The organism is Eubacterium sp. CAG:161 (assembly GCF_000432355.1).
Classification (GTDB): Bacteria; Bacillota; Clostridia; order Lachnospirales; family Lachnospiraceae; genus Eubacterium_G; species Eubacterium_G segne.
In genome coordinates, this window is record NZ_HF991874.1 from 185,318 (window position 1) to 200,999 (window position 15,682).

Genomic DNA, 15,682 nt, shown 5'->3' on the forward strand with positions numbered 1-15,682 from the left:
ACATTGGTTATAATTGGTGTGTAATCCTCTGGCAGGGTATCTGCATATACAGACACACCCTTAAATGAAGCAAGACATAAAATAATGAATGCTGCAAACAAAAGTTTATGCCTTAAATTTTTAATGAAAGTTGACATTTCTTATATCCTCCCTATATGTTATTTTAAATATCAGTGATAGTAAAAGTGTACCACAAAATAACAGTTAATGGGATTTTTTGTTGGAAAATCTGTACATAAGATAGTCAGCAGCAACAATAAAGGCATTTATGGCTAACAAAATTCCCATTAAAACCAATATATAGGAAAGGCATTTAAAGTAACCGATAGTTTCATAGTCAAGAAAAAAGTAAGGATATTTAGGCACCGAAAGAAATGCTGATGGGGCATTGCAGCAGCATCTTGTTATAAAGCATAAAATATAAAAAAGAGGAAAGGCAAGCCAAGTAAAAATATGGTAAAACTTAAAATATCCTTTAGGCTGGAATAAAATCCAGTCAAGGACATACATAAGGGGGGACACGTAATGAGCCAGAAGGCTTTCTAACGGAATACTGAAAAGTCCTTTAACATATATTGGATATACAACGCGGCATTCCGCAAAATGATACACTAAAAAAGTGCAGATTATGCAGGAAAGCCCCATACCCTTAAAATACATCATAAGCCTTGTACGCTCATCTTTTTTTGAAAAATGTTTAATAAGCAAAAGGCACATAACCACGAGACAGAATATATTACTTTGAATGGTAAAAAAACTAAATTCGTGTGTATTGTAGTTTTTATCATTTATATCAAAATGTATAATTATCCCAATAAAACTTACAATAATAAATGTTATTCTATAAATTAATTCAAAATTTGTCTTAATAAAATCTTTCATAAAAATCACCCATTAATATTATTAGCTTTATATAAATTACAATAACAGTTAATTTTTTGAAAAATTAGCATTAAAAATATTAACAGTCAGAAGTTTTCCGGGAAAACTTGAAGAAATGTGTGGGATATAGTAGAATATAAAAGTTAAAGTGGGCTCAGTATACAGTTGATTCAAGATACTAAGACTTATAAATTTTATCAGGAACTGAGGATAATAATTAAAAGATGATTTTAAAAGAAAATGAATTGGATTTGGATACATATTTAAAATTGAGACAGGAAGTAGGATGGAAAAAATTATCCAATGAACAGGCACAATGCGCCATTAATAACAGTCTTATCACAGTTGTGGCATATGATAACCATAAGCCTGTAGGAATGGGAAGAATAGTGGGAGACGGAGCTGTTATCTGCTATATTCAGGATTTAATAGTTATTCCTTCATACCAGAAAAAAGGTGTAGGAAGAATGATTATAGACAGACTGGTTAAATTTGCAAAGGATATTAAATTTCAGGATACGGAAGTTATGCTTGATTTAATGTGTGCAAAGGGCAGAGAAGAATTTTATAAAAAATGTGGATTTACAGCCAGACCTAATGAAAAATTAGGTCCCGGCATGATTATGTATTTATAGAAGATACCATAAAACCGATTTTATTATGTGAGGCAGTAATATGAATATTTATTTAATTAGACACGGAAGACAGAACAGCAGGCTTTGCAATGTAGATGTGGAGCTGTCAAAGGAAGGAAGAGAGCAGGCAGACTTACTTGGAAAAAGATTAGAAAAATATGACATAGAGGCTGTTTATTCAAGTCAGCTTATCAGGGCTAAGGAAACGGCAGATATTATTAATACCCATCTTAACAAGCCGAGAATTATTGATGAGAGATGGCAGGAAGCTAATTTTGGTGGAATGACAGGATTGTCTAATGAAGAAATGAAGGAAAAATACGGAGACTATCTTGAAAAGCGGGCAAAGATGATAGAGGATATGCCATATCCTGATGGTGGTGAAAACTGCCGGATGGTATTTGAACGTTCCTTTGAAGCTTTGAAGAATTTAACAAAAGAGCCTTATAAGAATGTTTGTGTAGTTACCCATGGAGGGGTTTTAAGAGCGTTAATTACAGGAATTATAGGTGCAGATTACAAAAACTGGCTTACTATTGGCAGACAAATAGAAAACTGTAGTATTTCACATATTTTATATGATGAAAAAATGGGTACATTCCACATTGAAAGATTAAATGATTTTGCTCACTTTGAGGATAAGGATTATCTTTTAAGAAAACATTTTGGAAGTGGATTTTTTAACATGAAGGACATAAAAAAATAAATTTAAACAGGAGAAATCATGGCATCAAATAATTATGATGGAAATAGTATTTCCGTTTTAGAGGGATTAGATCCGGTAAGAAAAAGACCGGGAATGTATATAGGAAGTGTTGGAACAAAGGGACTTAACCACCTTATTTATGAAATAGTGGATAATTCGGTAGATGAGCATTTAGCAGGCTATTGTTCCGAAATAAAGGTCACATTGGAAAAAGACGGCTCTGCAACTATTGTGGACAACGGAAGAGGTATACCAGTTGATTTAAACGAGCAGACAGGAAGACCGGCGGTGGAAGTTGTATTTACCACTCTTCATGCAGGAGGCAAGTTTGGAGACGGCAACTACAAAATATCCGGTGGACTTCATGGTGTTGGTTCATCAGTAGTTAATGCACTTTCTCTTTGGTTAGAGGTAGATGTAAAGCGTGATGGTAAAATATATAACCAACGTTATGAACAAGGGAAAATCAGTTACGATTTAAAGCAGGTAGGAACCTGTAGAAAAAATGACACAGGAACAACTGTAAGATTTTTCCCTGACGGAGAAATTTTTGAAAAGATATATTTTAAGGCGGATGCCATAAAAAGCAGATTACATGAAACAGCATACTTAAATCCGGAACTTACCATTGTTTTTGAAAACAAAAGGGTAGGGGAAGAAGAAACAGTAACTTTCCACGAGGCTGACGGTATAAAGGCATTTATCAGTGACATGAATAAAGATAAGGAAAAGGTTACTGATATTATTTATTTCAAAAAAGAGTCAGACGGAATCGAGGTAGAAGTGGCTTTTCAGTATATAAATGAATTTACGGAGAATATCTCAGGATTTTGTAATAACATTTATACTCAGGAAGGTGGAACTCACATTACAGGGTTTAAGTCAGTTTTAACTTCCACTATTAATCAGTATGCAAGGGAGCTGGGAATATTAAAGGAAAAGGATAATAATTTTACGGGAGCTGATGTAAGAAACGGCTTGGTGGCTGTTGTGGCAGTAAAACATCCTGACCCTAGATTTGAAGGACAGACTAAAACAAAGCTGGACAATCCTGATGCAGAAAAGGTTACAAAAAACATTACAGGGGAACAGCTTACATTGTTCTTTGACAAGAATTTAGAAACTTTGAAAAATGTTATTTCCTGTGCGGAAAAGTCTGCCAAAATCAGAAAGGCAGAGGAGAGAACCAAAACAAATCTTTTAACAAAAAGCAAGTTTTCCATTGACAGCAACGGAAAATTATCTAACTGTGAAAGCAGAAAGCCGGAGGAATGTGAAATATTCATAGTAGAGGGTGATTCCGCCGGAGGCTCTGCAAAAAGTGCCAGAAACAGAAGAACTCAGGCAATTATGCCTATAAGAGGAAAAATCCTGAACGTTGAAAAGGCTACAATGGACAAGGTTTTGGCAAATGCTGAAATTAAAACTATGATAAATGCCTTTGGCTGTGGATTTTCGGAAGGCTATGGAAATGATTTTGACATAGACAAGCTTAGATTTAACAAGATTATCATTATGACTGATGCCGACGTTGACGGGGCACATATTGATACTCTTTTGCTTACATTTTTCTATAGATTTATGCCGGAACTTATTACCCACGGACATGTTTATCTGGCAACACCACCTCTTTATAAGGTAGTGCCTAAAAAGGGTGAAGGCGAATATTTATATGATGACAAGGCATTGGAAAAATACAGAAAGAATCATAAGGGATTTACATTGCAAAGATATAAAGGTTTAGGTGAAATGGATGCAGACCAGCTTTGGGATACCACACTTAATCCTGAAACGAGAATATTAAAACAGGTTGAAATAGAAGATGCAAAAATGGCAAGCGATATTACAAGTATGCTTATGGGAAGTGAAGTTGCACCAAGACGTGAATTTATTTATACCCATGCCACTGATGCAGAATTGGATATTTAGGAGATATTATGGCTGAACAGATAATAAAAACAGAGTATTCGGAAATAATGCAGAAAAGCTACATTGATTATGCAATGAGTGTAATTTGTGCAAGAGCCCTTCCGGATGCCAGAGACGGACTAAAGCCGGTACAAAGACGTGTGCTTTATGCCATGGATGAGCTGGGGTTAAATTATGATAAGCCTCACAGAAAGTCAGCACGTATAGTAGGTGATACCATGGGTAAATATCATCCTCATGGTGACAGCTCCATATACGAAACTCTTGTAGTTTTGGCTCAGGATTTTAAAAAAGGCATGGCGTTAGTAGACGGTCATGGTAATTTCGGCTCCATAGAAGGAGACGGCGCTGCGGCAATGCGTTACACAGAGGCAAAGCTAAAGAAGTTTACACAGGATGTGTATTTAGCTGACCTTGATAAAGACGTTGTTGATTTTATGCCAAACTTTGATGAAACAGAGAAGGAACCGGTGGTTTTACCTGTAAGAGTTCCAAACCTTTTGGTAAATGGTGCCGAGGGTATTGCAGTAGGTATGGCAACTAACATTCCTACCCATAATTTAGGGGAAGTTATTGATGCAGTTATTGCCTATATGGATAATAATGATATTACCACTGAACAGCTTTTAAATATAATGCCGGGACCTGATTTCCCAACAGGGGGCATTGTAGCTAATAAGTCAGACCTTTTAGATATTTATAAAACAGGTGTAGGTAAATTAAAATTACGTGGAAAGCTTGTTTATGAAAAAGGAAAAGGCAGGGAAAAAGACAGACTTGTGGTAACGGAAATTCCATATACCATGATTGGAACAGGAATCAGCAAGTTTATATCAGATGTTATTGATTTAGTTGAAACAAAAAAGACAACGGATATAGTGGATATTTCCAATGCCTCTGACAAAAACGGCATGAGAATTATCCTTGAACTGAAAAAAGGTGCAGATGTTGAAAAATTAAAAAACATGCTGTACAAAAAAACTAAGTTAGAGGACACCTTTGGTGTGAATATGCTAGCCATTGCCGATGGAAGACCTGAAGTAATGGGACTTAGAAGCATTATAAAGTACAATGTGGATTTCCAGTATGATTTGGCTACAAGAAAGTATACTACATTACTTAATAAGGCATTAGAGCAGAAGGAAATTAAGGAAGGTCTTATAAAGGCAACTAATATTATTGATTTAATAATAGAAATAATAAGAGGATGCCAAAGCCAGAAGCAGGTTAAGGAATGTCTTGTTACGGGAAAAACAGAGGGGATTAAATTTAAGCATCCGGAATCTGAAATACTTGCAGGAAATTTATGCTTTACCGAAAGACAGGCTCAGGCTATTTTAGACCTTAGATTATCAAAACTTATTGGTCTTGAAATTATGGCTCTCCAGAAGGAATATGAAGAGTTGGTCAATAAAATCGGTGAATATGAGGATATTCTTGGTAGCAGAAAGGTAATGACTAAGACTATCAAAAAGGATCTTCAAAAAATTAAGAAGGAATATGACGTTGAGAGACGTACATTAATTGAAGATGGAAGGGAAGCTGTTTTTGATGAAAATGCCTTTGTAGAGCAGGAAGTAGTTTTTGTTCAGGACAAGTTCGGTTATGCCAAATTACTTGATCCGGCAGCATTTGACAGAAACAGGGAGTCAGTAACTACAGATAACAAATATTATTTTAACTGTATGAACACTGATACGATTTGTATTTTTACGGATAATGGAAATGTTCATCAGATTAAGGTAGCAAAAATTCCAACTAAAAAAGTCAGGGAAAAAGGTGTACCTATTGACAATCTGGGAAATTACAGCAGTGAGGGAGAAAGCATTGTTGCTTTAATGTCCTCTAATATGATAAAAGACAAAAAGCTATTATTTACCACAAAACTTGGAATGATTAAGTTAGTAGATGGAAGTGAATTTGAAACTAACAGAAAGACAATGGCTGCCACAAAACTTGGAAAAGATGATGAGCTTGTGTCTGTAAAGATTACAAGAGTATCAGAAAGAGAAGCGGTACCGGATGACTTTGAAATGCCTGTTATGCTTTCAGGTGGTTCAGATGACTTTGAATCATTAGATTACGAGCAGATGGAATTTGGTCAGATGGACAATATGGTGGATGTGCCTGTGGAAACTGAGCTTAGATACACAAGAGAAATTCTTGTGATACAGACAGAGGAAGGCATATTCTTAAGATTTCCAATTAAGGAAGTCCCTGAAATGAAAAAATCCACATTAGGCGTTAAAGGTATAAAACTTAATGCAAATGATTATGTTTCCAATGTTTACCTTCTTGATGTAGGCGATAATGAAGTGGTAGAATATAAAGGAAAACAGGTGGATTTGAGAAAGTTAAAAATTGGAAAACGAGGAACCAAGGGAGTAAAAGTAAGACGCTAGTAAGTGTCTTTTAGTTAGGACAGTTAGAGAGGTATTATGAGAGTACATAAGAATAGATTATTAAATATTGTTATTTCCATAATCATGGTAGTTGCTATGGTTGCTACTTTGTGTACGACTTTTGAAGCGGAAAGTGAAACTGTAAGTGCAGCTACGGCATTTGAAAAAAGTATAAGTAAATTTCCGGATAGCTATAAGCCGTACCTTCGTGCATTACATAGCAAATATCCAAAGTGGAAATTTGTACCTTATAATACAGGAATATATTTTGATACGGCAGTTTCAGAAGAATACAAGGATAATAAAAGTCTTATTGAAAATGCCTACAGTAAATTCCTTAAGTCAAATGCTTCGGGAGATTACAATGCATCAACAGGTAAATATATTCCTAAAGATGGAGGAAACTGGGTTTCGGCTTCAAAAAATGCCATTGCGTATTTCATGGATCCAAGGAATTTTTTAGATGCTGAACATATATATATGTTTGAGCAGTTGTCCTATGATAGTGCTACTCAGACCCAGGCAGGTGTTGAGGCCATATTAGATGGTTCTTTTATGTATAAAACTAATATTGGTTACATAACTACAGCAGGAAAATATAAGGCAAGCAATACACTTTTTTCCAGTAAGATATTAGAAGCTGCAAAAAAAGCTGATGTAAGTGCATATTATATTGCATCAAGAATCCTTCAGGAAGTAGGAACAAAAAAGAACGCAAAATATGCAGGAATGGGAGCCAGTGGAAGTGTATCAGGTCAGTATTCAAAGACATACACCGGAATATATAATTTCTACAATATAGGAGCTTATTCCAGTGCTAATCCTATAGCAAACGGATTGGCATGGGCAAGTAACAGAAAGGATAAAACTTATAACAGACCTTGGACTAAGCCGGGAAAATCCATTATAGGTGGTGCATCGTATATAGGTGAAAAGTACATAAATTGTGGACAGAACACTACATATTATCAGCGATTTAATGTAAACAAAAGTTCAAAGTATGCATTATATACTCACCAGTACATGACAAATGTTTACGGTGCAGCATCAGAGGCAGCATATACTTCAGAGGCATACAATGATTTGGGAATAGCTTCTCTTGCAAAGACCTTTGTTATTCCGTATTTTAAAAATATGCCGGGAGAAAACAGTACAGTAAGATTGGGAGCTTCCTCAAAGTCAGGGGAAACAATTGCTTCAGTAAACTTAAGAAAAAAACCGGGAACTAATTCAGCTAAGGTAATTACTTTATCTAAGGGAGATAAGGTGTCAGTATCAGGTGGTTGTATGACAAAAGTGTCTTATGGTACAGCATGGCTTAGTAATCCTTACTGGTATAAGGTATCCCTTGTAAAAAACGGTAAAAGTTATTCGGGATATTTAGCAGCAACCTATGTAAGTTTATCTGACGAATATAGTGTAGCAGTGGGAAGCAAATGTAAATTACCGGTTAGTGTAAGTAAAGGCGAAACAATATACTATATGTCAGATAATCCGGCAATAGCAACTGTTAATAATTCAGGAAATGTAACAGGTGTTAAAGCAGGAAGTGTTACAATAAGGGCATTTTTAGGCTCAGGAAGTATGAGTGCCGTATCAGTTAAAGTAGGTGGTACCACTACAGTTGCAAAGCCTAAAAGACCTGTAGCCAAAGCAGCTTCAGCTAATTATAATTCTGTTAAATTATCATGGCAGAAAGAAGAAGGGGTTGCAGGATATATAGTTTATAGAAGAAATTCTAAAGGTCAGTATACATTGAAAAAAATAATAGAAAGTCCGGTATCTTCATATACAGACAGTGGACTTACTACAGGAACAGAATATTCATATAAGGTTAAGGCATATAGACTGGCTGTAAACGGAACAAAAGTAAAAAGTGCCGTTTCAGAAGCTGTTAATGCAATACCGATACCTTCAAGAGTTTCCATTACATCCATTAAATCAGTAGGAAGCAGTGTTAAGCTAACATGGAAGAGAATAGATGGAGCCGGTGGATATAAAATATACAGGAGTAATAAAAAGACAGGAGAATATGTACAGGTAGGTAAGGTATATGGAAATAAGAGATTTACATATACCAATAAGAAAGTAAAGGGCGGCAAAACATATTATTATAAGGTTGCTGCTTATAAAAAAGCGTCAGGACAGGTGATTTATGGAAATAAATCAAAGGTTAAGTCTATAAAGAAATAATGTATAAAATTACTCAGCAGGAGGCAGTAATGATTAATTTTATAGTTTGCGGATTAGAGAATACGTTATTATATGAAAATAAGAACAAAATTGATGATAGAACAATTGAATTAATATCTGAACTTAATGCCAATGGTGTCAAGTTTGCCGTGGCAACAGGCAGAAATTATGATGCAGTTAAGCCTTTATTTGGGAATGTAAAAAATGACATTGTTTATATATGTAATGACGGTGGTGTGGTGATTTATCAGGACAAGGTGATTAGCAAGACACCTATTGACAGGTTAGTATGTATGGAAGTTGTGTCTGAAATTGAAAAAAATGATAAATTTATAAGGCGTTTTAAACTGCTGTTTTCAGATGAACGGGGGGCAATGACTAACACCCATGATATTGATTTTATTAATTATCTTAAAAACATGGGAGTTGAGCCGGAGTACATAAGAGACACTAAAGAGCTTAACGGAGATGTAAATAAAATAACAATTTGTGCCAGAGATGGATTTGATGGGGAAACATATGAATATTTTTATAATAAATGGGCAGGTAAGGCTCATGTTTCCATTTCAAGTCCTGAACAAATGTATATAACCGGAGAATATGTTACAAAGGGAATGGCAATTGCCCTTTTACAGCATGTATTTAATATATCTCAGGAAGATACAGTGATTTTTGGCGGTGGATATAGTGATATAGATATGTTTGAGCATTGTTTTTACAGTTATGCAATGCAATGGTCTGATGCCGAGGTTAAAAGAGCGGCTAAGCATATTACTGAAAATGTAAATACTATTTTAGAAGATGTAATGAGAATGTAATCCGGAGGATATAATGAGAAAAAAACAGATTGGAATAAAATGTATGGCTATAAGTCTGGTTATGGCATGTTCGGTACTTAATTTTACCGGATGCAGTATAGGTGATAATACACCGATAATTGGAAATATTACAGGACTTAAGTCAAATCAGATGTTTAAAATAGATGAGTTAGTTTGCAGCAAGTCAGAGTATATGATTTGTCTTCTTGATACTGCAAAACAATATGCAAAGGATTTTGGTGGCAGCGTTGACTGGAAAAATAAAATAAGTGACCATAAGACATTAGAGGAGTTTGTAAAGGATAAGGTAAAAGAGAGTATAACTGTTAAATATGCATTGGCAGCTATGGCAAAGAAGAATAATGTTACCCTTTCAGATACTGAAAAAACTGAGGTGAGTAAGCAGGCATCACAGTATTATAAGGCTATGACAGATTCAGAAAAGGATTATACCGATGCAAAAGAAGCTGATGTGGAGAATTTGTGCGAAAAATACAAATTGGCTGAAAAAGTATATTCAGGTATTACTGAACATGTAGGAGATGACATTAGCGAGGAAGACGCAAGAGTTATTAAAATTCAATATATAAAAATGGATTCATCTAAAACAAAGGTTTCAAAAATTAAATCTACATTAAATGAAGTAAAAAGTGTGGTTGAAGGGGGCTATCAGGAGTTTTCCCGTGAAGCAAAGCAGTATAGCGTTGATAGCACAGTGGAAAAAGACATAAAGAAGAGTGAGGCTACTCTTAAGTATGAAACGGAAGCATTCAACCTTACAAAGGGAAAAATCAGTGATATTATAGAAGATGGAGACAGCTATTATCTGGTGTACTGTGTCAACAATTATATTAAGGACAAGACAACAGAGAATAAAAAGGATATGGTTGAAAAGGCAAAGGAAGCAGCTTTTAATGAACAATACAGTAAATTTATAGACGGGTCTAAAAATCAGTTCAATGATAAACAATGGAAGAAAATAGAGCTTCCAAGCCTGTAGATTAATTATCTATATTATAAATTATGAAGTGATTTTTGTTAAAATCAATTAATCCTTCATTACGCATTTTGCAAAGCTCCTTTGATAAGGCACTTCTGTCTAAGTTTAAAAAGTCAGCCATTTGCTGCCTGTTAAAGGGAATATCAAATTCATTACTATTATTAATGGTAGACTGACCTGAAAAGTATATAGATAGCCTTCCGCGAATGGTTTTTGGAGCAGTGCAAAAGCTTCTGTTTGATAAAATAATATTCTTTCTTGTGGCGATTCTTAAAAGATTTCTAATAATTTTGTCCTGCCATGAACAGTTAGAATATATGGGATTGTCAAGGATATTTAAGTCGAAAAATAAAATAGTGGCAGAGTCTGCGGCTACGGTATTTACCATTAAAGGTAAATGGCTATAGGCGTATGACTCACCAAAGACCTGCCCCGATGTAACAATACTTAAGATGGTTTTATTTCCCCATAAATCATTATTTTCTATAATAACATTTCCACTAATTACAATTCCTATTTCATGAATTATTTCTCCGGTGTGAAAAATTATATTATTTCTTTTATATTTCTCAATGCGGAAAGCATTAATAGATTTAAGGTATACTAAATCTTCATTATCTATGTTTTTGAAAACTGGCATTTCCAAATTTCCCAAAATTTTCATTATGTTTTTTTTCATAATTCCTCATTTCTGTGGTTATAACCACCGATTAATTATTGCCATTCTAATATAATTTCATTGTAAATTCAAGAGAGGAGAATGGAAAATGTTTTGTTTTCAGTGTGAGCAGACTGCGGGATGCAGCGGATGTACAAAAAATGTAGGGGTTTGTGGTAAAACAGCAAATACAGCTAATTTACAGGACAAACTTACAGGAGCCCTGATTGGGTTAGCAAAGGCTTGTGGGAACAACCAAAAGACAGAAAATACTGACAGAATTATTATTGAAGGTTTGTTTACCACAGTTACTAATGTAAATTTTAATGATAATACATTAGAGGAAATGATAGAAAAAGTTCATAGGGAAAAGGAAAGAATTGCACCGGGATGTGTAGCGTGTATTTCAAGATGTGACAATACAGATGATTACAACATGGATGAACTTTGGAATAGTGACGAGGATATTTGTTCCCTTAAATCCCTTATTTTGTTTGGAATAAGAGGAATGGCTGCCTATGCATATCATGGCTTAGTGTTAGGATATGAAGATAGTGAAGTGAATGAATTTTTCTACAGGGCATTATCAGTTATAAGCTATGACTTAAGTAGCGACAAGTTACTTGAAACAGTTCTTAAGGTGGGAGAAGTTAATTTAAAGTGCATGGAATTATTAGATAGAGCAAATACAGACGCTTATGGCACTCCAACACCTACTAAGGTGCCACTTACTATTGAGAAAGGGCCATTTATTGTAATATCAGGTCATGATTTAAAGGATTTGGAATTGTTGCTAAAACAAACAGAAGATAAAGGTATAAATATCTATACTCACGGAGAAATGCTTCCGGCACATGGTTATCCGGAGCTTAAAAAATACAGCCATTTAAAGGGAAATTTTGGAACTGCATGGCAGAACCAGCAAAAAGAATTTGATAATATTAAAGGTCCTGTGTTGTTTACAACTAATTGCCTTATGCCTGTTAAGGAAAGCTATAGCGACAGGGTATTTACTACAGAGGTTGTATCTTATCCGGAAATGGTGCATATAGGTGAGGATAAGGATTTTACACCGGTAATTAATAAAGCTTTAGAACTTGGAGGATATGAAGAGGATAAAAAGCTTACAGGTATTAACGGTGGGGAGTATGTGACAACAGGATTTGCCCATGGAACAGTGTTGTCAGTAGCAGATAAAGTAATTGATGGCGTAAAGACGGGAAAAATCAGTCATTTCTTCTTAGTTGGCGGTTGTGATGGTGCCAGGGTAGGAAGAAACTATTACACGGATTTTGTAAAGCAGACTCCAAAGGATTCTATTATTTTAACATTGGCTTGTGGAAAGTATAGATTCAACGACTTAGATTTAGAAGATATAGAGGGACTTCCAAGAATAATGGATATGGGGCAGTGCAATGATGCTTATTCTGCCATTAAGGTGGCAACAGCATTAGCAGAGGCTTTCCAGTGTGAAGTTAATCAGTTGCCATTGTCTATGGTGCTGTCCTGGTACGAACAAAAGGCAGTATGTATTCTTTTAACTTTGCTTTATTTAGGAATAAAGGATATATATTTAGGCCCCACATTGCCGGCTTTTATATCACCAAATGTGCTTAAAGTATTAGTGGATAATTATAATATATCTCCAATAACTACACCGGAGGAGGATTTAAAGAAAATTTTAAATAAGTAAACCCTATCTGATACGGATTTAATCCCATAAAAAATAGCGGCTGCATTAATTAGCAGTCGCTATTTTTTATGATTGTGTTACTTCTTAGAAGTAACCTTGTTATTCTTTGATTTGTTAGAAATTAAGTTTATAATATTGTCTTTATAGATTATTCCAAGGAAAATTAAAAGACAAATAATTGTAATAACAATACCCGGAACTAATCCTTTAGGAGTATATTTAAAGGTAATTTCGTGAGTGCCTGCTTCTACAAGAACACCTGTAAGAGCTCCTGAACAAATAGATGTAGTCTTTGATTTTACACCATCAACATATACATTCCATCCTTTATCATATGGAATAGAAGTGTACATAATGCCCTGTTTCTTAGCTGTAACCTTACCGGTAATCTTTGTATCAGAATAGGATTCAACAGTATAAGGATTTTTGTTTAAAAGCTTATAAGCTGTTTCCCATGCATCATTATCAAAAGCATATGCATAACATGTGGTTAAAGCCTGTCCGTCGCTGGCTGTTACTGTTATAGTGGAGCCGGCAGATACGTTACCAACATGGCAAATGTAATTCTGGTTAGTAGATGAGAATGTCTTTGTTGTAGAATTGTCATCTGTTATGCTTCCATTAGTAATATTCACAGTAAGAGTTTCAGAAGAAGTTACACAGTAGAAGTAAACATCGTATGTTGCAGCATCTCCTGATGGTTTGTAATTATCATCTTCCTCTAACTGATATTTAGCAGTAAATGTTCCAACAGTGTCAGTTGTCTGTAATTGATGGAAAATATTAGCATCACTATCAATTGCAGTTTTTACAAAACTGTTCTGTGTTGTAAATGGATTTCCCGTCTCTTTATTCCAGTTTGCCTCAGTGCTCATATTTACCATAAATCCAAGAGGAAGAGTATTATTGTACTCATATAAATGAACAGTTGAGGCTGCATTATTGCCTGTTGAATATGTCTGACTTCCAATCTCTGTCATGTTAGTTGGAAGAGAAGGTGTATTGTCAGTAAATTCATATTTAACAGAGAACATAGCAGCAGTAAGTGGTGTATGTCCGTAATATGAATATGCATTAAATGATGTCTGCATACCAAGCTGATTATAATAATCCTGCATAGCAGCTGATGCTACTGATGAGAAGGTTGAAATACTGTCGTAATCAAATCTTGCACCATCATTTCTTGTGGAATGTGAAGCAGATTCTGTTCTGTAGAATTTAACTCCTTCACTTTCTGCTTTATTTTTAGCTGTTTCATTTAACTGTTTATGAGCCTGTGTACTTTCGTAATATGCAGACCTTGAGGATGTGCTTGCCATACCTGTAACGCATAAGTTAAGGGTAAGCTCACAGAATGTAGTAAGTACCAGCAGATAAATGAAAAATGCCTTCATATCTGATTTTCTTCTGTAACAGAAATACAGAATCACATATATAACAATAAACAACATACTGAAATATATTATTTTTCTTATATTAGTTTCTACAGCCAAATCGCTAAAGAATGATGTGTTTTTAAATAATTCCTGAAGGACAAGTATAAGTCCTAAGGCACCACCCATTGCACCGATAATCTGGGAGGCCTTAAATTCCTTTATGTGTAAGAAAGCTTCATATGCCATAGTAACTATAAGGAAAATGTATAAGAAAGATTCCCTACATGGAAGACTGTTTGGAAAATGGAATCCATGCCAGATATAGTTAGGTATGTTAATATTAAAGCTTAACAGCATAATTACGGCAATTACAGTTTTTCCAACACGCTCTTTAACGCTGATTTTTTTACATAACCAGAAAAGAGGAATTAAAACAAATACTGCAACTGTACAATAAATGTTAGGGTCATGTGGATACTTTAAGTCTGCTACAGGGATACAAATAAGAGACCTGAAAAGCATATAGAGAATGGAAAAATATTCTTCTATGGCATCAGGGAAAGATGTATCTGCTGATTTAGTTGTAAGTAGGTTAAAATACTCAGGTAAAATTACGCAGGCAGCAAGCCCGCCACCTAAAACGGAGTATATTGCAAAATCCTTAAATGCTAATAATCTTCCTTTAACATTACCGATTTCTTCATCAAAATCTGATACGCAGATTAAATATACAAAATAAATTACACTGTAAATACAAAGCATAATTCCAATATAGTAGTTAGAAAAGATGCCAAGAGCAAGGGCTATACAGTACATTTTGTATTTTCTTTCAGTAACAAGTCTGTCCAGACCTAAAATGATAAATGGTAAAAGCCACATACAGTCTAGCCACATAATGTTCCAGCTAAATGCTGCAAAATAAGATGAAAGTGCGTATACCATACCGAAAATAACAGCAGGAACATGCTTTGTCTTAAATCTTTTTACAAGATAGTAAGTAGCTGAAAAACCTGCAAGTCCCATTTTTACTATTATAAAGAAACTAACATAGTCAGCCATGTTACCCGGCCATAAAATAGTTAAAAGATTAAAAGGACTTGATAAATAGTAGGCGGCTATAGCCACAAAGTTCATACCGGCACCGATTTCCCAGGTATAAAATAAGCTTCCGCCTCCTCTTAACTTGTCCTGCAAAATCTGCAGATATGGTGTGTACTGATGGTAACAGTCACTTCTTAAATACATTTGATCGCCAAAAGGTGCGATATCTTTGAAAAAATAAACAATTAACATTGACAGTACCGGCAAAAGAAAAGCTAAGAAATACAGCCAGTTATCTTTTAACCATGTACTAAATGAAAATTTAGAGTCTCCCTTACGTTCCATTATT

11 protein-coding genes are annotated in these 15,682 nt (G+C 34.8%); 8 read left to right on the top strand and 3 right to left on the bottom strand.

Going from position 1 to position 15,682, the window contains the following annotated elements:
* Positions 1-204: 204 nt before the first annotated feature.
* The gene (locus Q5O30_RS10880; RefSeq protein ID WP_021953774.1) at positions 205-882 is read right to left on the bottom strand and encodes a Pr6Pr family membrane protein; all 678 of its coding nucleotides are present in this window, start codon (positions 880-882) and stop codon (positions 205-207) included.
* Between the two features lie 224 nt (positions 883-1,106).
* Between Q5O30_RS10880 and Q5O30_RS10885 the strand changes: the two genes are divergently transcribed.
* Genes Q5O30_RS10885 through Q5O30_RS10915 form a run of 7 tightly spaced genes read left to right on the top strand, consistent with a single transcriptional unit; the run spans position 1,107 to position 10,565 of the window.
* Positions 1,107-1,517 (top strand): GNAT family N-acetyltransferase, encoded by a 411-nt coding sequence (locus Q5O30_RS10885; protein WP_021953775.1) that lies wholly within the window; start codon positions 1,107-1,109, stop codon positions 1,515-1,517.
* Between the two features lie 40 nt (positions 1,518-1,557).
* The gene (locus Q5O30_RS10890; RefSeq protein WP_021953776.1) at positions 1,558-2,223 is read left to right on the top strand and encodes a histidine phosphatase family protein; all 666 of its coding nucleotides are present in this window, start codon (positions 1,558-1,560) and stop codon (positions 2,221-2,223) included.
* 18 nt (positions 2,224-2,241) lie between these two features.
* Complete coding sequence (locus Q5O30_RS10895; RefSeq protein ID WP_021953777.1) at positions 2,242-4,152, top strand: type IIA DNA topoisomerase subunit B; 1,911 nt, start codon at positions 2,242-2,244, stop codon at positions 4,150-4,152.
* An 8-nt stretch (positions 4,153-4,160) separates the two neighbouring features.
* Complete coding sequence (locus Q5O30_RS10900; RefSeq protein WP_021953778.1) at positions 4,161-6,554, top strand: DNA topoisomerase (ATP-hydrolyzing) subunit A; 2,394 nt, start codon at positions 4,161-4,163, stop codon at positions 6,552-6,554.
* Positions 6,555-6,590: 36 nt separating this feature from the next.
* The gene (locus tag Q5O30_RS10905) at positions 6,591-8,747 is read left to right on the top strand and encodes a fibronectin type III domain-containing protein (RefSeq protein ID WP_021953779.1); all 2,157 of its coding nucleotides are present in this window, start codon (positions 6,591-6,593) and stop codon (positions 8,745-8,747) included.
* Positions 8,748-8,776: 29 nt separating this feature from the next.
* The gene (locus Q5O30_RS10910; RefSeq protein WP_186840452.1) at positions 8,777-9,565 is read left to right on the top strand and encodes a Cof-type HAD-IIB family hydrolase; all 789 of its coding nucleotides are present in this window, start codon (positions 8,777-8,779) and stop codon (positions 9,563-9,565) included.
* Positions 9,566-9,578: 13 nt separating this feature from the next.
* A complete protein-coding gene (locus Q5O30_RS10915) occupies positions 9,579-10,565 on the top strand; it encodes a peptidylprolyl isomerase (RefSeq protein ID WP_021953781.1) in 987 nt (328 codons plus the stop codon).
* A 1-nt stretch (position 10,566) separates the two neighbouring features.
* On the opposite strand, the gene Q5O30_RS10920 is transcribed toward Q5O30_RS10915, so the two are convergent.
* Positions 10,567-11,244, bottom strand: coding sequence for a Crp/Fnr family transcriptional regulator (locus Q5O30_RS10920; protein ID WP_021953782.1), 678 nt, complete (start codon positions 11,242-11,244; stop codon positions 10,567-10,569).
* Between the two features lie 88 nt (positions 11,245-11,332).
* Here Q5O30_RS10920 and hcp point away from each other — a divergent pair, with 88 nt between their 5' ends.
* Positions 11,333-12,916 (top strand): hydroxylamine reductase, encoded by a 1,584-nt coding sequence (gene hcp, locus Q5O30_RS10925; RefSeq protein WP_021953783.1) that lies wholly within the window; start codon positions 11,333-11,335, stop codon positions 12,914-12,916.
* Between the two features lie 77 nt (positions 12,917-12,993).
* Here hcp and Q5O30_RS10930 read toward each other — a convergent pair whose 3' ends face one another.
* Complete coding sequence (locus Q5O30_RS10930) at positions 12,994-15,678, bottom strand: YfhO family protein (protein WP_021953784.1); 2,685 nt, start codon at positions 15,676-15,678, stop codon at positions 12,994-12,996.
* Positions 15,679-15,682: the final 4 nt, after the last annotated feature.

Bases quoted from the DNA above. Each gene is read 5' to 3' on its own strand.
- Q5O30_RS10880 (WP_021953774.1), bottom strand. From the start codon at position 882: ATGAAAGATTTTATTAAGACAAATTTTGAATTAATTTATAGAATAACA.
- Q5O30_RS10885 (WP_021953775.1), top strand. From the start codon at position 1,107: ATGATTTTAAAAGAAAATGAATTGGATTTGGATACATATTTAAAATTG.
- Q5O30_RS10890 (WP_021953776.1), top strand. From the start codon at position 1,558: ATGAATATTTATTTAATTAGACACGGAAGACAGAACAGCAGGCTTTGC.
- Q5O30_RS10895 (WP_021953777.1), top strand. From the start codon at position 2,242: ATGGCATCAAATAATTATGATGGAAATAGTATTTCCGTTTTAGAGGGA.
- Q5O30_RS10900 (WP_021953778.1), top strand. From the start codon at position 4,161: ATGGCTGAACAGATAATAAAAACAGAGTATTCGGAAATAATGCAGAAA.
- Q5O30_RS10905 (WP_021953779.1), top strand. From the start codon at position 6,591: ATGAGAGTACATAAGAATAGATTATTAAATATTGTTATTTCCATAATC.
- Q5O30_RS10910 (WP_186840452.1), top strand. From the start codon at position 8,777: ATGATTAATTTTATAGTTTGCGGATTAGAGAATACGTTATTATATGAA.
- Q5O30_RS10915 (WP_021953781.1), top strand. From the start codon at position 9,579: ATGAGAAAAAAACAGATTGGAATAAAATGTATGGCTATAAGTCTGGTT.
- Q5O30_RS10920 (WP_021953782.1), bottom strand. From the start codon at position 11,244: ATGAAAAAAAACATAATGAAAATTTTGGGAAATTTGGAAATGCCAGTT.
- hcp (WP_021953783.1), top strand. From the start codon at position 11,333: ATGTTTTGTTTTCAGTGTGAGCAGACTGCGGGATGCAGCGGATGTACA.
- Q5O30_RS10930 (WP_021953784.1), bottom strand. From the start codon at position 15,678: ATGGAACGTAAGGGAGACTCTAAATTTTCATTTAGTACATGGTTAAAA.